General features: G+C 72.3%; 15 protein-coding genes and 3 tRNA genes. 12 read left to right on the forward strand and 6 right to left on the reverse strand.

What is annotated here, in order from left to right; translation table 11 throughout:
- The first annotated feature begins 56 nt into the window (after positions 1 to 56).
- The 4 genes from B079_RS0108075 to B079_RS0108090 all read left to right on the forward strand — a co-directional run bounded on the left by B079_RS0108075 (position 57) and on the right by B079_RS0108090 (position 6,031).
- Positions 57 to 1,340 (forward strand): deoxyguanosinetriphosphate triphosphohydrolase, encoded by a 1,284-nt coding sequence (locus tag B079_RS0108075; protein WP_018545274.1) that lies wholly within the window; start codon positions 57 to 59, stop codon positions 1,338 to 1,340.
- Positions 1,341 to 1,508: 168 nt separating this feature from the next.
- On the forward strand, positions 1,509 to 2,774 hold the full coding sequence (locus tag B079_RS0108080) for an NAD(P)/FAD-dependent oxidoreductase (protein ID WP_018545275.1): 1,266 nt from the start codon (positions 1,509 to 1,511) through the stop codon (positions 2,772 to 2,774).
- 47 nt (positions 2,775 to 2,821) lie between these two features.
- A complete protein-coding gene (dnaG, locus tag B079_RS0108085) occupies positions 2,822 to 4,729 on the forward strand; it encodes a DNA primase (protein WP_018545276.1) in 1,908 nt (635 codons plus the stop codon).
- A 75-nt stretch (positions 4,730 to 4,804) separates the two neighbouring features.
- The gene (locus tag B079_RS0108090) at positions 4,805 to 6,031 is read left to right on the forward strand and encodes an RNA polymerase sigma factor (RefSeq protein ID WP_078495909.1); all 1,227 of its coding nucleotides are present in this window, start codon (positions 4,805 to 4,807) and stop codon (positions 6,029 to 6,031) included.
- A gap of 186 nt (positions 6,032 to 6,217) precedes the next feature.
- On the opposite strand, the gene B079_RS0108095 is transcribed toward B079_RS0108090, so the two are convergent.
- The 4 genes from B079_RS0108095 to B079_RS0108110 all read right to left on the reverse strand — a co-directional run bounded on the left by B079_RS0108095 (position 6,218) and on the right by B079_RS0108110 (position 13,383).
- Positions 6,218 to 8,146, reverse strand: coding sequence for an ABC transporter ATP-binding protein (locus B079_RS0108095; RefSeq protein WP_018545278.1), 1,929 nt, complete (start codon positions 8,144 to 8,146; stop codon positions 6,218 to 6,220).
- Positions 8,146 to 9,879, reverse strand: coding sequence for an ABC transporter ATP-binding protein (locus tag B079_RS0108100; protein WP_018545279.1), 1,734 nt, complete (start codon positions 9,877 to 9,879; stop codon positions 8,146 to 8,148). The genes B079_RS0108095 and B079_RS0108100 overlap by 1 nt, the downstream gene beginning before the upstream one ends.
- 199 nt (positions 9,880 to 10,078) lie before the next feature.
- Positions 10,079 to 11,530: a xylulokinase gene (locus B079_RS0108105; RefSeq protein ID WP_026248469.1), complete on the reverse strand. Its 1,452-nt coding sequence runs from the start codon at positions 11,528 to 11,530 to the stop codon at positions 10,079 to 10,081.
- A 1,538-nt stretch (positions 11,531 to 13,068) separates the two neighbouring features.
- Positions 13,069 to 13,383 carry a hypothetical protein gene (locus B079_RS0108110; RefSeq protein WP_026248470.1) on the reverse strand — a complete coding sequence of 105 codons (315 nt, stop codon included), beginning with the start codon at positions 13,381 to 13,383 and terminating at the stop codon, positions 13,069 to 13,071.
- 170 nt (positions 13,384 to 13,553) lie between these two features.
- Between B079_RS0108110 and B079_RS0108115 the strand changes: the two genes are divergently transcribed.
- The 3 genes from B079_RS0108115 to B079_RS0108125 all read left to right on the forward strand — a co-directional run bounded on the left by B079_RS0108115 (position 13,554) and on the right by B079_RS0108125 (position 13,957).
- A tRNA-Asn gene (locus B079_RS0108115) sits at positions 13,554 to 13,626 on the forward strand.
- A gap of 6 nt (positions 13,627 to 13,632) precedes the next feature.
- Positions 13,633 to 13,705: transfer RNA gene (locus B079_RS0108120), tRNA-Asn, on the forward strand.
- A 178-nt stretch (positions 13,706 to 13,883) separates the two neighbouring features.
- A tRNA-Ile gene (locus B079_RS0108125) sits at positions 13,884 to 13,957 on the forward strand.
- A gap of 117 nt (positions 13,958 to 14,074) precedes the next feature.
- Here B079_RS0108125 and B079_RS0108130 read toward each other — a convergent pair.
- Positions 14,075 to 15,097, reverse strand: coding sequence for a LuxR family transcriptional regulator (locus tag B079_RS0108130; RefSeq protein ID WP_234016766.1), 1,023 nt, complete (start codon positions 15,095 to 15,097; stop codon positions 14,075 to 14,077).
- A gap of 146 nt (positions 15,098 to 15,243) precedes the next feature.
- Between B079_RS0108130 and B079_RS0108135 the strand changes: the two genes are divergently transcribed.
- Together B079_RS0108135 and B079_RS0108140 are read left to right on the forward strand one after the other, a co-directional pair.
- A complete protein-coding gene (locus B079_RS0108135) occupies positions 15,244 to 16,200 on the forward strand; it encodes a DMT family transporter (protein WP_018545283.1) in 957 nt (318 codons plus the stop codon).
- Positions 16,201 to 16,216: 16 nt separating this feature from the next.
- Positions 16,217 to 17,089, forward strand: coding sequence for a class I SAM-dependent methyltransferase (locus tag B079_RS0108140; protein WP_018545284.1), 873 nt, complete (start codon positions 16,217 to 16,219; stop codon positions 17,087 to 17,089).
- 7 nt (positions 17,090 to 17,096) lie between these two features.
- Here B079_RS0108140 and B079_RS0108145 read toward each other — a convergent pair whose 3' ends face one another.
- Positions 17,097 to 17,516 carry an ArsI/CadI family heavy metal resistance metalloenzyme gene (locus B079_RS0108145; protein WP_018545285.1) on the reverse strand — a complete coding sequence of 140 codons (420 nt, stop codon included), beginning with the start codon at positions 17,514 to 17,516 and terminating at the stop codon, positions 17,097 to 17,099.
- Between the two features lie 87 nt (positions 17,517 to 17,603).
- On the opposite strand from B079_RS0108145, the gene B079_RS0108150 reads away from it, so the two are divergent.
- The 3 genes from B079_RS0108150 to B079_RS0108160 are packed head-to-tail and all read left to right on the forward strand — an operon-like array spanning position 17,604 to position 19,154.
- Positions 17,604 to 17,972, forward strand: a complete 369-nt coding sequence (locus B079_RS0108150) for an ArsR/SmtB family transcription factor (protein WP_018545286.1) — start codon at positions 17,604 to 17,606, stop codon at positions 17,970 to 17,972.
- Complete coding sequence (locus B079_RS31535; protein ID WP_051095016.1) at positions 17,969 to 18,715, forward strand: aquaporin; 747 nt, start codon at positions 17,969 to 17,971, stop codon at positions 18,713 to 18,715. Before B079_RS0108150 ends, B079_RS31535 begins: the two co-directional genes overlap by 4 nt.
- Positions 18,716 to 18,734: 19 nt before the next feature.
- A complete protein-coding gene (locus tag B079_RS0108160; protein ID WP_018545288.1) occupies positions 18,735 to 19,154 on the forward strand; it encodes an arsenate reductase ArsC in 420 nt (139 codons plus the stop codon).
- The last annotated feature ends 78 nt before the right edge of the window (positions 19,155 to 19,232 follow it).

The raw sequence follows: 19,232 nt of genomic DNA on the forward strand, positions 1-19,232 counted from the left end.
GATAGCCGCCCGCACCGCCTTCCCCGATCGTCACCGCCGCCGCTTACTGTCGAGACATGGAAGGCACCGCACACCCCTCGACCGCCGACGTCTACGACCCCGCGTCCACCGAGCGCTGGGCCCCCGAGCCCGACAAACGCCCCGGCCGCACCGCCTTCCAGCGCGACCGCGCCCGCATCCTGCACTCCGCCGCGCTGCGCCGCCTCGCGGGCAAGACCCAGGTCGTCACGCCGGGCACCCGCAGCCGCGCCTGGGACGCGAGCCCCCGCACCCGGCTCACCCACTCCCTGGAGTGCGCCCAGGTCGGCCGCGAGCTGGGCGCGGCCCTCGGCTGCGACCCCGACCTGGTGGAGGCCGCCTGCCTCGCGCACGACCTCGGCCATCCCCCCTTCGGCCACAACGGCGAACAGGCGCTGAACGAATTCGCCGACGACATCGGCGGCTTCGAGGGCAATGCCCAGTCGCTCAGGCTCCTCACCCGCATCGAGCCCAAGCGCTTCACCCCCGAGGGCTCCGTCGGCCTCAACCTCACCCGCGCGACCCTGGACGCCGCCACCAAGTACCCCTGGCCGCGCGGCGCCAGCCCGGCCGATCCCGCGTCCCCCAAGTTCGGTGTCTACGACGACGACCGCCCCGTCTTCGACTGGGTCCGCAAGGAGGCCCCCGGCACCCGCACCTGCTTCGAGGCCCAGGTCATGGACTGGGCCGACGACGTGGCGTACTCGGTGCACGACATCGAGGACGGCCTGCACGCCGGGCACATCGACCCCAACTGCCTCCAGGCGGAGCCCGAAAGACGCGCCGTGTTCGAGGTCGCGATCGGCCGCTACGTCCCCGCGGACACCGACCCCGCGGAACTCGCCGCCGCCCTCGACCGGCTCCAGGACCAGGAGTGGTGGCCGCACGGCTACGACGGCACGGCGGTCGCGCAGGCCCGCCTGAAGGACGCCACCAGCCAGCTCATCGGCCGCTTCGCCCTCGCGGCGGAGGCCGGCACCCGCGAGGCGTACGGCACCGGGCGCCTGACCCGTTACGGCGCCGAACTCGTCGTACCCCGCGAGGCGCGCATGGAGTGCGCGGTGCTCAAGGCCGTCGCCGACCGGTACGTCATGCAGCGCGCCGAGCAGGAACTGCTCCGCGCCGACCAGCGGATCGTCGTCGCCGAGCTGGCCGAGGTGCTGACCCTGCGCGCCCCGGACGGGCTGGAGCCGCAGTTCCGGGCGCTGTTCGACGAGGCACCCGACGACCACGCGCGCAAGCGGGTGATCGTCGACCAGATCGCCTCCCTGACCGACGCCTCGGCCCGCTCGCTGCACGCGAGACTCATGGGGCGCGACTGACGGGACACGACTGACGGACCGAGGCGGGAACACCGGACACCCGGCCGGGCATATGTAGAAGGAACGTGCCTGCGAGTGGCCTGATCGGGTCACTCCCCCTTCCCGCGGCACGCCACGTGCGGGACGCTCCCCTGTGGCGGCAGGCGGCACCCTACGAGGAGGCATCAAGTGGTCGACGCGGATCAGACGTTCGTCATCGTCGGAGGCGGGCTCGCCGGGGCCAAGGCGGCCGAGACGCTGCGCGCGGAGGGCTTCACCGGCCGGGTGATACTGATCTGCGACGAACGCGACCACCCTTACGAGCGACCCCCGCTGTCCAAGGGCCACCTCCTCGGCAAGGAGGAGCGCGAGAGCGTCTTCGTGCACGAGCCCGCCTGGTACGCGCGCCACGACATCGAGCTGCATCTCGGCCAGACCGTGGACGCGATCGACCGCACCGCGAAGACCGTCCGCTTCGGCGACGACGGCACCCTCGTCCGCTACGACAAGCTGCTGCTCGTCACCGGCGCCGAACCCCGCCGCCTGGAGGTCCCCGGCACCTCGCTCGCGGGCGTCCACCATCTGCGCCGCCTCTCCCACGCCGAGCGCCTCAAGGGCGTCCTCGCCGCCCTCGGCCGCGACAACGGCCACCTCGTGATCGCGGGCGCGGGCTGGATCGGCCTGGAGGTCGCGGCGGCGGCCCGCGAGTACGGCGCCGAGGTCACCGTGATCGAGCCCGAGCCGACCCCGCTGCACGGCGTCCTCGGCCCCGAGCTGGGCAACCTCTTCGAGGAGCTGCACCGCGAGCACGGGGTCCGCTTCCACTTCGGGGTCAAGCTGACCGAGATCGTCGGCCAGGACGGCGTCGTCCTCGCCGCCCGCACCGACGACGGCGAGGAACACCCCGCGCACGACGTGCTCGCCGCCATCGGCGCCGCCCCGCGCACCGGCCTCGCCGAGGCCGCCGGGCTCGAACTGGCCGACCGCTCCCTCGGCGGCGGCATCGCGGTCGACGAGCACCTGCGCACCTCCGACCCCGACATCTACGCCGCCGGAGACGTGGCCAGCTTCCCGCTCCCGCTCTTCGGCACCCGGCTGCGCGTCGAACACTGGGCCAACGCCCTCAACGGCGGCCCCGCCGCCGCCCGCGCCATGCTCGGCCGGGACACCGTCTACGACCGGCTGCCCTACTTCTTCTCCGACCAGTACGACCTCGGCCTGGAGTACAGCGGCTGGGCGCCCCCCGGCTCCTACGACCAGGTGGTGATCCGGGGCGACGCGGGCAAGCGCGAGTTCATCGCGTTCTGGGTGCGCGAGGGCCGGGTGCTCGCCGGGATGAACGTGAACGTGTGGGACGTCACAGAGCCCATCCAGCGGCTGGTGCGATCCCGGGCCGTGGTGGACACCGAGGCCCTGGCCGACCCGCACGTCCCGCTCGCCGGGCTGGTGCCCTGAGGCACGGGCGAGCGGGGAGTGCCCCCGGACCCCCGTAGAATTCATCCGTGGCAGGACGGATCAACGACGAGGACGTGAAGGCGGTACGGGACGCGGTCCCGATCGACGCCGTGGTCTCCGAGTACCTCCAGCTGCGGAACGCGGGCGGCGGCAACCTCAAGGGCCTCTGCCCCTTCCACGACGAGAAGTCCCCGTCCTTCCAGGTCAGCCCGAGCAAGGGGCTCTTCCACTGCTTCGGCTGCCAGGAGGGCGGCGACACGATCACCTTCGTCATGAAGGTGGACCACCTCTCCTTCTCCGAGGCGGTCGAGCGGCTGGCGGGCCAGGCCGGGATCACGCTGCGCTACGAGGAGGGCGGGTACAACCCCGCCCACCAGCGCGGCGAGCGCATCCGCCTGGTCGAGGCGCACAAGATCGCCGCCCAGTGGTACGCGGAACAGCTCGCCACCAGCCCCGAGGCCGAGACCGGCCGGATCTTCCTCGCCGAGCGCGGCTTCGACCAGGCCGCCGCCGTCCACTTCGGCGTCGGCTACAGCCCCCAGGGCTGGGACCACCTCACCCGCTATCTGCGCGGCAAGGGCTTCAGCGACAAGGAACTGATCCTCTCCGGGCTCGCCCAGGACGGCCGCCGCGGCCCCATCGACCGCTTCCGGGGCCGCCTGATGTGGCCCATCCGGGACATCGGCGGCGAGGTCGTCGGCTTCGGCGCCCGCAAGCTCTACGAGGCGGACAACGGGCCCAAGTACCTCAACACCCCCGACACCGCGATCTACCGGAAGTCCCAGGTCCTCTACGGCATCGACCTGGCCAAGCAGCAGATCGCCAAGTCCAGCCGGGCCGTCGTCGTCGAGGGCTACACCGACGTCATGGCCTGCCACCTCGCCGGGGTGACGACGGCCATCGCGACCTGCGGCACCGCCTTCGGCGGCGACCACATCAAGATCCTGCGCCGCCTGCTCATGGACAACGGCTCGGCCCGCGTGATCTTCACCTTCGACGGCGACGCGGCCGGACAGAAGGCCGCGCTGCGCGCCTTCGAGGACGACCAGAAGTTCGCCGCCGAGACCTACATCGCCATCGCCCCCGACGGCATGGACCCCTGCGAACTCCGCCTCGCCAAGGGCGACGAGGCCGTCGTCGACCTCACCGAACCCCGCACCCCGCTCTTCGAGTTCGCGCTCCGCCAGATCGTCGCGCGCTACGACCTCGACACCCCGGCGGGCCGCGCCGCCGCGCTGGACGAGGCCGCACCGGTCGTCGCCCGCATCAAGAACAGCGGCGCCCAGCACGAGGTCGCCGTCGACCTCGCGGGCATGCTCGGCATCCTCGACACCCAGTTCGTCGTCAAGCGCGTCGCCCAACTCGCCCGCTGGGCAAGGGATCGCGGCGGCAAGGGTGCCCCGCCGCAGCAGCAGAACCGCGCCGACCGGCAGCAGTGGGAGACGACCCCCCGGGTGAGTTCAGGACCCGCGCTCACCCTGCGCAACCCGGTCTTCGCCGCCGAACGCGAACTGCTCAAACTCGCCCTCCAGCGGCCCGAGTTGGTCTCCCCGGCCTTCGACGCCTACGGCATCGACGAGTTCACCGCCGCGCCCTACGCCGCCGTGCGCCAGGCCATCGCGGAGACGGGCGGCGCCGAGTACGGCGTGGCCGACCCGCAGGAGTATCTGGTCGGGGTCCGCGAGGCCGCGCCCGACGACACCGTGCGCGCCATGGTCACCGAGCTGGCCGTCGAGCCGATCCTGCGCCGCACGGTGGACGAGATCTACGCGGGCACGGTCCTCGTCGTCGTCCGCCGCCGCGCGGTCGAGCGCCGCATCCAGGACGTCCAGTCCCAGCTGACCCGTCTCGCCACCGGCGGCGACCCCGCCCAACTGGCCTCCGTACAGAACGAATTGTGGGTCCTCCAGCAGTACGACCAGGCATTGCGCGCGCACGGAGCGGACGCGCTCTAGCCCTCGCGGGCCCCAGGATCACCACGCGGTCACGGGCCGGACGCAAAAAGTCACCGCACGCCCCTCGTGGCGGGGATGTGTCGTACCCCACACTGGGTGCGGTGCCCCAGCCCCCCGGAGCGCAGGCCGCGACTCATCCTGGAGGTCGCCCCCGTGCGGACCCACACCCTCACCAAGACCGCAGGAGCCGTCACACCCCCCGGTGACGAGCCCGACGCGGAGACGGACGTGCTCATGGCCGTGCCCTCGCAGGGCGGCCCCCGCCGGGAGGCGGAACCCGAGGAGACGCATGAGCCCGCCGAACCCCCGGCGGATGCCCTGAGCGGCGACGAACCCGAACCCGAACGCGAGCCCGCCGCGACGCGCGCCGCCGTCCGGTCCGAGACCGGCGGGCCCTCCGCCGACCTGTTCCGGCAGTACCTGCGCGAGATCGGCCGCATCCCGCTGCTCACCGCCGCGGAGGAGGTCGAACTCGCCCGCCGCGTCGAGGCCGGGCTCTTCGCCGAGGAGAAACTGAGCGGCACCCCCGACCTCGACAGTCACCTCGCCGGTGATCTCGACCGGCTCGTCGTCCTCGGCCGCATCGCCAAGCGCCGCCTCATCGAGGCCAACCTGCGGCTCGTCGTCTCCGTCGCCAAGCGGTACGTCGGGCGCGGGCTGACCATGCTCGACCTCGTCCAGGAGGGCAACCTCGGGCTCATCCGCGCGGTGGAGAAGTTCGACTACGCGCGGGGCTACAAGTTCTCCACGTACGCCACGTGGTGGATCCGCCAGGCGATGTCGCGTGCGCTGGCTGATCAGGCTCGGACGATCCGGGTGCCTGTGCATGTGGTCGAGTTGATCAACCGGGTTGTCCGGGTGCAGCGGCGGATGCTTCAGGAGCGGGGGTACGAGCCGACGCCCGAGGAAGTCGCGGCGCATCTTGAGCTTCCTCCGGAGCGGGTGCGTGAGGTGCTGCGGCTGGCTCAGGAACCGGTGTCGTTGCACGCGCCTGTGGGGGAGGAGGATGAGGTCGCCCTCGGGGATCTCATCGAGGACGGGGATGCTGCCAGTCCTGTGGAGTCGGCGGCGTTTCTTCTTCTACGGCAGCATTTGGATGCGGTGCTTTCCACTCTTGGGGAACGTGAGCGGAAGGTAGTTCAGCTGCGGTACGGGTTGGCTGATGGGCGGCCCCGTACGTTGGAGGAGATCGGCAGGTTGTTCGGGGTCACTCGGGAGCGGATTCGGCAGATCGAGTCGAAGACCCTGGGCAAGCTGCGGGACCATACATACGCGGATCAGCTTCGGGGTTATCTGGACTGATGCCGGGTGCGGGCCGGTTGTGGCTGATCGCGCAGTTCCCCGCGCCCCTAAAAGACAAAAGCCAAAAGCCAAAAGACGACCCCCACCCCCCGCTGCGGGCAGTCGTGCCGCTGGGGCGGCACGGGTGGGCGCAGCGGCACCCGCCAACGCGGGGAGTGCACCCACCCGTACCTCAGCCCAAGGCGGTCAGTCCACCTCGGCTACCGCCTGAGCGAACTGGGCCTTGTACAGGCGGGCATACGCACCGTCCGCGGCCAACAGGTCCGCGTGCGCGCCCTGTTCCACGATGGAACCGTTCTCCATCACCAGGATCGTGTCCGCGTCGCGGATCGTGGAGAGACGGTGGGCGATGACGAACGACGTGCGGCCGTCGGCGAGTTTGGCCATCGCCTTCTGGATCAGCACCTCGGTGCGGGTGTCGACGGAGCTGGTCGCCTCGTCAAGGACGAGGATCACCGGCTCGGAGAGGAACGCCCGCGCGATGGTGATGAGCTGCTTCTCACCCGCGCTGACGCCCGTACCCTCGTCGTCGATGACCGTGTCGTACCCGTCGGGGAGGGTGCGGATGAACCGGTCGGCGTGGGCAGCCCGCGCCGCCTCCTCGATCTCACCCCGCGTGACCTCGCGAGAGGACCCGTACGCGATGTTCTCCGCGATCGTGCCGCCGAACAGCCAGGTGTCCTGGAGCACCATGCCGATGTTCGAGCGGAGTTCGTCGCGGGTCATGTCGCGGACGTCGACGCCGTCGAGGGTGATGCGCCCGCCGGAGACCTCGTAGAACCGCATGAGCAGGTTGACCAGCGTGGTCTTGCCCGCGCCGGTCGGGCCGACGATGGCGACCGTCTGGCCGGGCTCGACCTTCAGGGAAAGGTCCTCGATCAGCGGCTTGTCGGGGTCGTAGCGGAAGGAGACGTTCTCCAGGCGGACCCGGCCGCGCAGCTCGTCGGGGCGCACGCCCGGCTGCGGGTCGGCGCCCTGCTCCTCGGCGTCCAGCAGCTCGAAGACCCGCTCGGCCGAGGCGACGCCGGACTGCACCAGGTTCGCCATCGACGCGACCTGGGTCAGCGGCATCGAGAACTGCCGCGAGTACTGGATGAACGCCTGCACGTCACCGATGGACAGCGAGCCGGAGGCGACCCGCAGACCGCCGACCACGGCCACCAGCACGTAGTTGAGGTTCGAGACGAACATCATCAGCGGCTGCATGACCCCGCTGTTGAACTGCGCCTTGAACCCGGCCTCGTACAGCTGCTCGTTCTGCTCGGCGAACTGCTTCGCCGACTCCTCCTGGCGGCCGAACACCTTCACCAGGGTGTGCCCGGTGTACATCTCCTCGATGTGCGCGTTCAGCGCGCCGGTGGTCCGCCACTGCTGCACGAAGTGCGGCTGCGAGCGCTTGCCGACCCGGGTGGCCACCAGGAAGGACAGCGGCACGGTCACCAGGGCGACCAGCGCGAGGATCCAGGAGACGTAGAACATCATCGCGAGCACGCCCACGATGGTCAGCACCGAGTTGATCAGCTGGCCCATCGACTGCTGGAGCGTCTGGCCGATGTTGTCGATGTCGTTCGTGGCGCGGGAAAGTACCTCGCCGCGCTGGCGCTGGTCGAAGTACGACAGCGGCAGCCGCGACAGCTTGTCCTGCACATCGGCGCGCATCCGCAGCATCGTGCGGTTCACGCTCCGGTTGACCAGCCGCGTCGCCACCGCCATCAGCAGACCGGCGACCAGGAAGGTGACCAGGGCGAGCAGCAGGACATTCCCCACCGCGCCGAAGTCGATCCCCTGGCCCGGGGTGAAGTCGGTGCTGCGCAGCATGTCCGCGACGGCGCCCTTGCCCTGCGCGCGCAGGTTGCTCAGGACCTGGTCCTTGGTGGCCCCGGCCGGCATCTGGCGGCCGATGATCCCGGCGAACACCAGGTCGGTGGCCTTGCCGAGGATCTTCGGACCGATCACGCTCAGCGCCACGCTGCCGACCACGCAGGCCAGCAGGGTGTAGATGGTGCCCCGCTCGGGGCGGAACCGGGCCAGCAGCCGTTTGCCCGACCCCTTGAAGTCCATCGAGCGCTGGTCCGGGCCGCCCCCGGCCATCATGCGTCCCATGGGCCCGGCCATCAGGCAGCCTCCGCTTCCGTGAGCTGGGAGAGCACGATCTCCCGGTAGGTCTCGTTGCCCGCCATGAGTTCGTGGTGGCGGCCCGAGCCGACCACCCGGCCCTCGTCCAGGACGATGATCCGGTCGGCGTCCCGGATGGTCGCCACCCGCTGGGCGACGATCACGACGGTCGCCTCCGAGGTCTCCTCCGTCAGCGCGGCACGCAGCGCCGCGTCCGTCGCGTAGTCGAGCGCGGAGAAGGAGTCGTCGAAGAGGTAGATCTCCGGGCGCTGCACCAGGGTGCGCGCGATGGCCAGCCGCTGGCGCTGACCGCCCGAGACGTTGGTGCCGCCCTGCGCGATCGGGGCGTTCAGACCGCCCTCCAGCTCGGCGACGAAGTCCTTGGCCTGCGCCACCTCAAGCGCGTGCCACAGCTCCTCGTCGGTCGCGTCCGGATTGCCGTAGCGCAGGTTGGTGGCGACCGTGCCCGCGAACAGGTACGGCTTCTGCGGCACCAGGCCGACCGTGCGCGCGAGCAGCGCCGGCTCGGCCTCGCGCACGTCCACGCCGTCCACCAGCACCTGGCCCTCGGTGGCGTCGAACAGGCGCGGGACCAGGCCGAGCAGGGTGGACTTGCCGCTGCCGGTCGAGCCGATCACGGCCGTCGTCTCGCCCGGGCGGGCCACCAGGTCGATGGAGCGCAGCACCGGCTCCTCGGCACCCGGATAGCGGAAGCCCGCGCCCCGGATCTCCAGATGCCCGTGTCCGCGCAGCTCGGTCACCGGCGCGAGCGGCGGGACGACGCTGGACTCGGTGCCCAGCACCTCCTCGATGCGCTCGGCACACACCTCGGCGCGCGGCACCATCATGAACATGAAGGTGGCCATCATCACGGACATGACGATCTGCATCAGATAGGCGAGGAACGCCGTCAGGTCACCGATCTGCATCTCGCCGCTGTCGATGCGGTGGGCGCCGAACCAGACCACCGCGATGGACGACACGTTCACCACGGTCATCACGATCGGGAACATCAGCGCCAGCATCCGGCCGGTGGCCAGCTGCATGTCGGTCAGCTCGGAGTTCGCCCTGCCGAACCGCTCGCGCTCGTAGTCGTCGCGGACGAAGGCGCGGATCACGCGGTTGCCGCTGATCTGCTCGCGCAGCACCCGGTTCACCGTGTCCAGACGGGTCTGCATCGAGCGGAACAGCGGGCGCAGGCGGCGCACGATCAGCGCCACGCTGATGGCCAGCACCGGGACGACGGCCACGAGCACCGCCGACAGCGGCACGTCCAGGCCGAGCGCGAGCACGATCCCGCCGACACACATGATGGGCGCCGAGACCATCAGGGTGAACGTCATCAGGACCAGCATCTGGACCTGCTGCACGTCGTTCGTCGTACGGGTGATGAGCGAGGGCGCCCCGAAGTGACCCAGCTCACGCGAGGAGAAGGACTGCACCCGGTCGAAGACCGCGCCGCGCACGTCCCGGCCCAGCGCCGAGGCGGTACGGGCGCCGAAGTACACGGCGCCGATGTTGCACACGACCTGGACCAGCGAGATGCCGATCATGAGGGCGCCGAAGGACAGGATGTAGCCCGTGTCGCCCTTCACGACACCGTTGTCGATGATGTGCGCGTTGAGGGTGGGCAGATAGAGCGTGGCGCAGGTCTGGAGGAACTGGAGCGCCACCAGGAGGGTGATGGGTTTCTTGTAGGGCCTGAGATAGGTCCGCAGAAGTCGTATGAGCACGCTGGTCTCTCGGAGTCGGCGGTGGGGCGGGGGTGCCTGCCCCTGGCCCTATCGTCGGACACTCCACCCGCGTTACCTCAACCGAATTAACCCGTCAGGCTGCCCGTTTGAGCTGTGGGCGGAAACGCCTGCGCGGGGGTGAGTTTCACGACTCCTCGTCAGCGGGCCTACGTGTCGGTGGGCCTCCTCGTCGGTGGGCCTACCGGAACGCTCCCGGGTGGGTCTGCTCCCGTACCGACGTGTACTGCTGGCGCACCGCCTGGCCCACGGCCAGGTCGTCGCCCGGCTCCAGCACCTGCGCGGCGGCGCCCTGCCAGGCGGGCGGGGTGCGCGGGTCGAGCGTGCCCTGGGCCGCGCCGAGCGCCCACGCGGCCTGGCGGGCGGCGCCGATCGCGGCGTAGTCGGCGGGCTGCGGTACGACCACCTGGGCGCCGAACAGCGCGGGCGCCACCGCCTGCACGGCGGGCAGCTCGGCGGCCTGCCCCAGCAGGAAGATCCGCCGTACCTCCACGCCCCGGCCGCGCAGTACGTCCAGCGCGTCCGCGAGGCCGCAGAGCATGCCCTCGAAGGAGGCCCGTGCCAGGTGCTCCGGCTTCATGGACTCGCGCCGGAGCCCGGCCAGGGTGCCCGCGGTGTGGGGGAGGTTCGGGGTGCGCTCGCCCTCCAGGTACGGGAGCATCACCAGCCCGTGCGAGCCGGGCGTGGACTTCATCGCCAGCTCGGACAGGCTCTCCAGGTCGGGCAGGCCGAGCAGTTCGGCGGTGCCGCGCAGGGCCCGTACGGCGTTCAGGGTGGTGACGACCGGCAGGTGCATGCCGGTGGCGTCGGCCAGGGAGGTGATCATCCCGGACTGGTCCGCCAGCGCCCCCGGGTGCACGGCCATCACGGACCCGGACGCACCGAGCGAGACGACGGCGTCGCCCAGGCCGATGCCGAGGCCGAAGGCGGCGGCCATGGTCTCGCCGGTCCCGGCGGAGATCAGCAGGCCCTCCGGGGTCGTCCCGGCCGCCTCGGCCGGACCCAGCACCTCCGGCAGCGCCACCTGGTGGCCGAGGGCCAGCTCGACCAGGTCGGGTCGGTAGCCGCCGGTCGCGGCGGACCAGTATCCGGTGCCCGAGGCGCCGCCCCGGTCGGTCGTACGGCGCACCGGGCGGCCCAGGAGCTGCCAGACCAGCCAGTCGTGCGCCTGGAGCAGCAGGGCGGTACGGCGGGCGTTCTCCGGCTCGCTCTTGGCCAGCCAGCGCAGCTTGGTCACCGGCTGGGCGGCCTGCGGGACGCATCCGACGGCCTGCGCCCACGCCTCCCGGCCGCCGAGCGCGTCCAGCAGGTCGGCCGCGGCCACCTGGGCGCGCTTGTCGGCGCCGGTCATCGCGGGGCGGACGGTGTTGCCCTGCGCGTCCAGCGGGATCACCGCGTTCTGCTGCGCCGAGACCCCGATGGCCTGCACGCCCTCCAGCAGCCCGCCCCCCGCGGCCTCGCCCAGCGACAGCAGCCACGCCTGCGGGTCCACGTCACTCGGCCGCCGCCCGCCCTCGGGCACCTCGATCGGATGCGGCGCGTACCCCTGACGGAGCACGGCACCCGTGTCCATGTCACAGACGACGATGCGAGTGAAAGCGGGTGAGCTGTCCAGCCCGGCGACTATCCCCATGCCCCGAATTCTGCCGTAGCGCGGCGCTTGCTTGGGCCAGGGCGGGGGAGTACGGGGCGGACGGGGGTGGGGCGAGGGGTGGCCTGGGGCGGGTGTGGGGTGCGGTGAGGTGGGTCGGGAGGTGCGGCGGGGGGTGTCTGGAGCGGGGCGTGGGGCGGGAGTTGGGCGGATGTGCTGGGGGCGCGGTGCTCGTGGTGGGGGCGGGATGCGAGCGGGGCCGGGGTGAGGTCGGGGGCGTCCGAGGTCTCGGGCAAGGGGGCGGGGCGGACTGGATCGGCGCGGCCGGAGCGCGAGCCCGGGTCGGCCTCCGGGCCGCCGTCCGGAGACGAGGTGGCGGGCCCTCCGGGGGCTGGGGCGCTCGGGCTGGGGTGTCGGTCCGAGGGATGTGGGGCAGTGGGCCGGGGTGCGGAGTCGTTCGGGGGCGGGGCGCGAGCCCGGGGCCTGCCGCACTCGAGCCGGGCGTCAGCCCATGGGCTGGGCGAGTCGGCGTCGGGCAGGGGGGCCGGAGTGAGGTGCGAGTCCGGGGGCCCGCTGCGCTCAAGCCGGGTGTCAGCCCAGGGGCCGGGCGAGTCGGCGCCGGGCAGCGGGCCCGGGGTGCGGAGCGGTTCGGGGTGAGGCGCGAGCCCGGGGGCTCGCTGTGCTCAAGCCAGGTGTCAGCTCAGGGGCTGGGCAAGTCGGCGTCGGGCAGGGGGCCCGGGTGTGGAGTCGTTCGAGGGTGGGGCGTGAGTTCGAGGCCTGCCGCACTCGGGCCGGGCGTCAGCCCAGGGGCTGGGCGAGTCGGTGCCGGGCAGGGGCCGGGGTGCGGAGCGGTTCGGGGTGAGGTGCGAGCCTCGGGGCCCGCTGTGCTTGAGCCGGGCGTCAGCCCTGGAGCCGGGCAAGTTGGCAAGCCAGGTGTCAGCCCAAGGCTGGGCGAGTCGGTGTCGGGCAGTGGGCCGGGGTCCGGAGCCGATCGAGGGTGGGGCGTGAGCCCCGGGCTCGCTGTGCTCAAGCCAGGTGTCAGCCCAGGGGCTGGGCAAGTCGGCGCCGGGCAGCGGGCCCGGGGTGCGGAGCCGATCGGGGGTGAGGTGTGAGCCCAGGGGGCCGCTGTGCTCAACCCGGGCCTCAGCCCTAGGGCCGGGCGGCCCGGAGTCGATGCCGGGCAGCAGGCCCGGGGACGGAGTCGATCGGTGCGAGCCCGGGGGCCTGCTGTGCTCAAGCCAGCAGTCAGCCCAAGGCTGGGCGAGTCGGTGTCGGGCGGGCGGCCGGGGTGCGGAGCCGTTCGGGGGTGAGGTGCGCGCCCGGGGTGTCCGCCGGACTCGAGCCGGGTGTCAGCCCAAGGGCTGGGCGAGTCGACGCCGAGCAGTGGGCCGGGGTGTGGAGCCGTTCAAGGTGGGGCGCGAGCCCGGGGGTCCGCCGCGCTCGAGCCGGGCGTCAGCCCATGGGGGCGCGCACGTCGGTGTCGGGTGCCCGGGCTCTGTTCCCGGGCGGGGCGCCGCATGAGGGGGCCCGGGCCCCCTCCGCTGGGGGCCCGGGCTCCGGGGCGGTCAGGGGGTGTCCGCTCAGGCTCCCGGCTCAGGGCCGGTGCCCCAGTCGTCTTCCGTCCGGGTGTGGCCGTTGCGTTCGCGGAGGGAGCGGACGCGTTGGGCGACCGGTTCGGGGACGTGTTCGCCGACCTTCTCGCCGACGGTGTGCAGCGCCTTGCCGGCGTAGACGCGGCCCTGGTGGGCGGCGGTCTCGGCGGTGTTGCGCACGGCCGGGTTCTGCGCGATCCCGCGAGCGGCCTTCTTCATCTGCTCGTACCGCTCGTGCCCGGACCGCGTGCCGAGCACGTAGCCGACGGCCAGTCCGGCGACGAACGTGAGCCGATAGCGCATGGCGGCCACCCTTTCCTTCCGTAGTCCCTGCCCAGATTCATCGTGCTGTGTGGGGGCCGAGGGGTACCGATTGGCGGAGCACCCCCCTGCTTGCGCTAATGTATGTGTCGCAGCGAGCGCCCGCCCCCTGGCGAATACCCAGGTAGGTGCGTTCGATGCAGACGAAGCGATCCCCTGTAGCTCAATTGGCAGAGCAGCCGGCTGTTAACCGGCAGGTTACTGGTTCGAGTCCAGTCGGGGGAGCTTCGATCCCCTGTAGCTCAATTGGCAGAGCAGCCGGCTGTTAACCGGCAGGTTACTGGTTCGAGTCCAGTCGGGGGAGCGCGTTGAACGAGGACCCCCTTCGGGGTCCTTTTTCATGTCCGTGGGAACCGCTCTGGCCTGGGCGAAGTCCTCACGGTCAGGAAGCAGCGCGGAAGCCGACCATCCGAAGCAGGAGATCGTATGAGCGGCTATGCTGCGGCAGACGGCGCGCACACATGTACGCGACACGCCGCGACGGGGCAGTAGCTCAGCCGGTTAGAGCAGCGGACTCATAATCCGTCGGCCGTGGGTTCGAGTCCCACCTGCCCCACAACGAGGCCGCGCAGCAGGAACGTTCTCACCTGCGGCACGGCGCGGCCCCTCCCTCGTGAGGGGCCTTTCTCGTCTTCGGGGACCGCCGGTCGGCCCCAGGCGTCGCGGGACGTGCCTACGCGGCGGTCGACTCGTCGCCCTGGTCCTGAGCCCCCAGCAGATAGCCCGCCTGGAAGCGGGTGCGGGCGTCCAGTGACTCCATCAGGTCGGAGATCCGGCGTTGGCAGGTGCGCGCGGAGATCCCCAGGGTCCGCGCGATGACCTTGTCCTCGGCCCCGTTGACGAGCATCCGGACGATCGCGGCGTCGATCGCGGCGGAGGCCGCCCGACCGGCCCGCGGATCGTAGTGTCCGTCGAAGGGCTCGGCGGCGGACCACAGCCCCTCGAAGCCGCTGCGGAAGCCGGACACGACCGCCGGGTCTCTGAGCACCGCGACCCCCGTCCCGTGCTCCAGCGGGACGACACCGGTGCGCCCGTCGACGATCACCAGCCACGCGACGCCCGCAGTGGTCGTACGCGCCTGGCCGGTACGGGCGACGAGCCGCCCGGCGTACTCCCGCAGCGCCGGATCGAACCGGGCCGCGTGCGGCAGCAGCAGCCGGACCCGCAACCCGGCGTCGGCCCGCGACCGGGCGTCCAGGCCGGTCAGGACGGCGTCGCCCAGCGCGTCCTCGGGCGAGCGGGCGAACAGCACCTCGCGGTCGGCGTCGGCGAGCAGCCCGGCCACCACCCCGTGCGCGACCTCCGCGTCCTCGATCCGCTGCACCGGACCGGGGTCGGGCTCCTGGGCCGACTGCGCCCGGTACAGCGGCATCAGACTGTGCATCCGCTGCCGCAGCTGCTCCAACTGGTGCTGCCGGGAACGAAGTTCCTCGTCGTGCACGGCGAGCAGCTGGAGCGAGGCGGTCAGCGGGTTCACGGCGACGTACGCGTGGCCGCAGCCGTGCGCCAGGTGCAGCAGGCGCAGTTCCACCAGGTCCCCGATCGCCGCAGCGGCCTCGTCCTCGGTGATCCCGAGCGTCGTGGCGCAGCGCGGGGCGTCCACGTACGCGTCGCGCAGGGCGAGTTCGTAGATCTGGTTGGCGACGGTGCCGGATCGCGGCACCTCAGGCAGTTCCGTTATGTCCGCTCTGGACACGGTTTTCCCTCCCTCGGCTTTACGCCATACCGAGATCGGAAACTATACGAGGGCGCCCACGTCAACCACCGTTCCGTTCTGTGAATCCCGTGACCGCACGGAAGCGCCACGCGCTGCGGGCGGGCGCCCCGTACAGGAGGAATTCCTTGTCCGCTGATTCGACCGTCGGCGCGAAGACGACCGCCGCCGCTCTGCTCACCATGGTGCTGTGGGCCTCGGCCTTCGTCGGCATCCGGTACGCGGGCGAGGACATCCGCCCCGGCGCCCTCGCCCTGGGCCGGCTGTTCGTCGGCTCCGTCGCCCTGCTGATCCTGCTGGCGGTCCGCCGCGAGGGCCTGCCGCCGCGTGCGGCCTGGCCGGGCATCGCCGGGGCCGGTGTCTTCTGGTTCGGCCTCTATATGGTCGCGCTGAACGGGGGCGAGCGGCACACCGACGCGGGCACGGCCGCCCTCGTCGTCGGGACCGGGCCGCTGCTGGTGGCGCTCCTCGCCGGTACCGTCCTCAAGGAGGGCTTCCCCCGCCCGCTGCTCATCGGCCTGGGCATCGCCTTCGCCGGGACCGCGCTCGCCGGACTCTCCGGCAGCGGCGGCTCCTCCGCCCTGTGGGGCGTGCTCCTCTGCCTCGCCGCGGCGGCGGGGCACGCGGTCGGCGTGATCTTCCAGAAGCCCGCCCTCGGCCACGCCTCGCCGCTCCAGGTCACCGCGTTCGGCTGCGCCGTCGGCGCCGTCGCCTGTCTGCCCTTCACAGGGCAGCTCGTCGACGACCTCGCGGACGCCCCGGCCACCGCCGTCGGCGCCGTCGTCTATCTCGGCCTGCTGCCCACCGCCCTCGCCTTTCTGACCTGGGCCTACGCCCTGTCCCGGATGTCCGCGGGCCGCCTGGGCGCGACCACGTACGTGGTACCCGCGCTCACCGTCGTCCTCGCGTGGCCCGTCCTCGGCGAGCTGCCCTCCCCGCTCGCGATCGCCGGTGGCGCGCTGTGCCTGCTGGGCGTCGGCATCGCCCGCCGCCGCGCAACCCCGGCCCCGGCCGTTCCGTCCGCGCGAACTCCCGCCCCCGAGCCCGCGCCGGGGGTCACCGGCAGCACGGGAAACCCCCGTTGATGTTGAATACAGGCCCATGAGCGAGAACGAGCGCGCGGCCAGCCGGACGGCGGTGCTGGTCTGCCAGGGCCGGGCGGCGGCGGACGGCCGGTTCGCCACGGACCGCTTCGCCGATCCGGTGGCGGTACGGCTGCTGCGCGCGGCGGAGCGGGAGCCCGTGGACGAGGTGCGCGCGGGGACGCCGCCGCAGGGCTGGCACGCCCGCACGGCGTACGAGAGCGTACGGGCCTGCGCCGAGGTGGTCGTCCCGCGCACCGTCGCGATCGACGACGCCCTGCGCGCCCGGGTCTCCGGCCAGCTGGTGATCCTCGGCGCCGGACTCGACACCCGCGCCTGGCGCCTGTCCGAGCTGGCGGACACCGACGTCTGGGAGGTCGACCACCCCGCCTCCCAGCAGGACAAACGCGCCCGGCTGGCCGAGGCGGCCCCGGAGGCCACCGCCCGCTCCGTACGCTTCACCCCGGTCGACTTCGCCACCGACGACCTCGGCGCCGCGCTGGACGCCACCGGTCACGACCCCGCCCGGCCGACCGTCTGGCTCTGGGAAGGCGTCGTCCCCTACCTGACCCGCGACCAGGTCCGCGCCACCCTGTCCGCCCTCACCGCCCGAACGGCCCCCGGCAGCACCCTCGTCCTCAACTACCAGTCCCCGTCGGCCAAAGCGGCGGCGGGCCGCCTCCTGACCCGCGTCCTCGGCAACGCCGTCACAGCGGGCGAACCCTGGCGCTCCCTCTGGAAGCCCCACGACATGGCCTCCCTGCTCACCGAATACGGCCTCCACATGACCTCGGACGACTCCCTCCTCACCCTCGCGGTGAGCCTCTACGGCCCGACCGGGGGCCGTACGTCCCTGCGGTCGGGGCGGGTGGCGGTGGCGGAGCGCCGCTGAGGGCTCGTCAGGCGGCGCAGCATCCGCCCGCCGGGGCGGCGGCGCTCTTGTCCCGCGTGTCCGCGTCCGCCTTCACGACGTACACCTCCCACGGCTCCTTGCCGGGTCCGTGGACCCAGACCTTGTCCTGGAGGGCGTAGCAGCAGGAGGTGCCGGTCTCCTCCAGGGTGGTGAGGCCGGAGTCCTGGAGGCGGCGGGTGGCGGCGGCGACCTCCTCGGTGCTGGAGACCTCGACGCCGAGGTGGTCCAGGCGGGTGTCCTCGCCCGGCTCGCCCTCGATGAGGACGAGCTTGAGCGGGGGCTCGGTGACGGCGAAGTTCGCGTAGCCGGGACGGCGCTTGGCCGGTCCGGTGCCGAAGAGGCGTGTGTAGAAGGCGACGGAGCCTTCGAGGTCGGCGACGCGCAGAGCGAGCTGAACACGGGACATGACGGTCTCCCTGTCCGAGGTCTTGTTTCGACAGATGTCGATATGGCGAGCTTGCCTCGCTGATTCGATGGGTGTCAACATAGACGCATGTCGAAATCAGAGTTCACCGTGCTGGGGCAGGACGACACCGGGGTGTGCTGTTCGCCGCTGGTGCGGGAACCGCTGGGCGAGGAAGCCGCCGTCGACCTGGCGCGGATGTTCAAGGCGCTGTCGGACCCGGTGCGGCTGCGGCTGCTGTCGCTGATCGCCTCGCACGAGGGCGGCGAGGCGTGTGTCTGCGATCTGACCGGGCCGTTCGAGGTGTCGCAGCCGACGATCTCCCACCATCTGAAGGTGCTCCGCGAGGCGGGCCTCGTCGGCTCGGAGCGGCGCGGTACCTGGGTCTACTACTGGGTGCGGCCCGCCGCCCTGGCCCGGCTCTCCTCCCTGCTCCAGGCGCCGGGGGGCTCGCGGTGACGGACGCGGTGCCGCTCGCCCGCCGCGCCGCCGCGGAGTTCACCGGGACGGGGGCGCTCGTCGCGGTCGTGGTCGGCTCCGGCATCCAGGCGACCGCGCTGTCCCGGGACGTCGGCGTGCAGCTCCTGGCCAACTCCCTGGCGACCGTGTTCGGGCTCGGCGTCCTGATCGCCCTGCTCGGGCCCGTCTCCGGCGCCCACTTCAACCCGGCGGTCACCCTGGCGGACTGGTGGACCGGGCGCCGGGGCACGTCCTCGGGGCCGCGGCAGGTGGCCGTCTACGTCACGGCTCAGCTCGCGGGGGCGATCGCCGGTGCGGTGCTGGCCAACGCGATGTTCGGTGAGCGGCTGGTGCGCTGGTCCGGGCACGCGCGCTGGGGCGGGCACCTGTGGCTGAGCGAGGCCGTCGCCACGGCCGGGCTCGTCCTGCTGGTCCTCGGCCTCACCCGCACCGGGCGCGCGCACATCGCGCCGGTCGCGGTCGCCTCGTACATCGGCGCGGCGTACTGGTTCACGTCCTCCACCAGCTTCGCCAACCCCGCCGTCACGGTCGGCCGGGCCTTCACCGACTCCTTCGCGGGCATCGCGCCCGCCTCCGTACTGCCGTTCATCGCCGCCCAGTCGGCCGGTGCGGCGGTCGGAGTCGGGCTGGCCGCCGCGCTGTTCGGACGCCCGGCGCCCGCCACCCGGGCCGCCGTCCCGTCGCCCACCACCGCACACGACTCCGCCGTCGCCCGCCCCTGACCCCCGCGAAGGAACCCCCGTGTCCCACTCCGCCGTCCCCTCCGTGCTGTTCGTCTGCGTGCACAACGCCGGACGCTCGCAGATGGCCGCCGCTTTCCTCACCCACCTGGCCCAGGGCCGCATCGAGGTCCGCTCCGCCGGGTCCGCCCCCGCCGACACCGTGAACCCGGCCGTCGTCCAGGCCATGGCCGAGACCGGCATCGACATCTCCGCCGAGATCCCCAAGATCCTCACCCCCGAGGCCGTCCAGCTCTCCGACGTGGTGATCACCATGGGCTGCGGCGACACCTGCCCCTACTTCCCCGGCAAGCGATACCTCGACTGGCAACTGCCCGACCCGGCGGGCCAGGGGGTGGCGGCCGTCCGCCCGATCCGCGACGAGATACGGGAACGCGTGCGCGGGCTGATCGAGGAGCTGGGGGGCGAGCACGGGCGCTGACGGTGTGCTGCGGTGCTGAGAGAGGGACAGCTGTTGCGGCTCGTTCCTTCGGGTGAGTTGCCCGGAAGCCCGAGTCGG

The sequence above is a fragment of the Streptomyces sp. LaPpAH-108 genome (assembly GCF_000373625.1).
In the GTDB taxonomy this organism is placed as follows: Bacteria; Actinomycetota; Actinomycetes; order Streptomycetales; family Streptomycetaceae; genus Streptomyces.

What these genes read in the sequence shown, in the direction of transcription:
- B079_RS0108075 (WP_018545274.1), top strand. Translation starts at nt 57, where the DNA reads ATGGAAGGCACCGCACACCCCTCGACCGCCGACGTCTACGACCCCGCG.
- B079_RS0108090 (WP_078495909.1), top strand. Translation starts at nt 4,805, where the DNA reads ATGTGTCGTACCCCACACTGGGTGCGGTGCCCCAGCCCCCCGGAGCGC.
- B079_RS0108095 (WP_018545278.1), bottom strand. Translation starts at nt 8,146, where the DNA reads ATGGCCGGGCCCATGGGACGCATGATGGCCGGGGGCGGCCCGGACCAG.
- B079_RS0108105 (WP_026248469.1), bottom strand. Translation starts at nt 11,530, where the DNA reads ATGGGGATAGTCGCCGGGCTGGACAGCTCACCCGCTTTCACTCGCATC.
- B079_RS0108110 (WP_026248470.1), bottom strand. Translation starts at nt 13,383, where the DNA reads ATGCGCTATCGGCTCACGTTCGTCGCCGGACTGGCCGTCGGCTACGTG.
- B079_RS0108140 (WP_018545284.1), top strand. Translation starts at nt 16,217, where the DNA reads ATGAGCGAGAACGAGCGCGCGGCCAGCCGGACGGCGGTGCTGGTCTGC.
- B079_RS0108145 (WP_018545285.1), bottom strand. Translation starts at nt 17,516, where the DNA reads ATGTCCCGTGTTCAGCTCGCTCTGCGCGTCGCCGACCTCGAAGGCTCC.
- B079_RS0108150 (WP_018545286.1), top strand. Translation starts at nt 17,604, where the DNA reads ATGTCGAAATCAGAGTTCACCGTGCTGGGGCAGGACGACACCGGGGTG.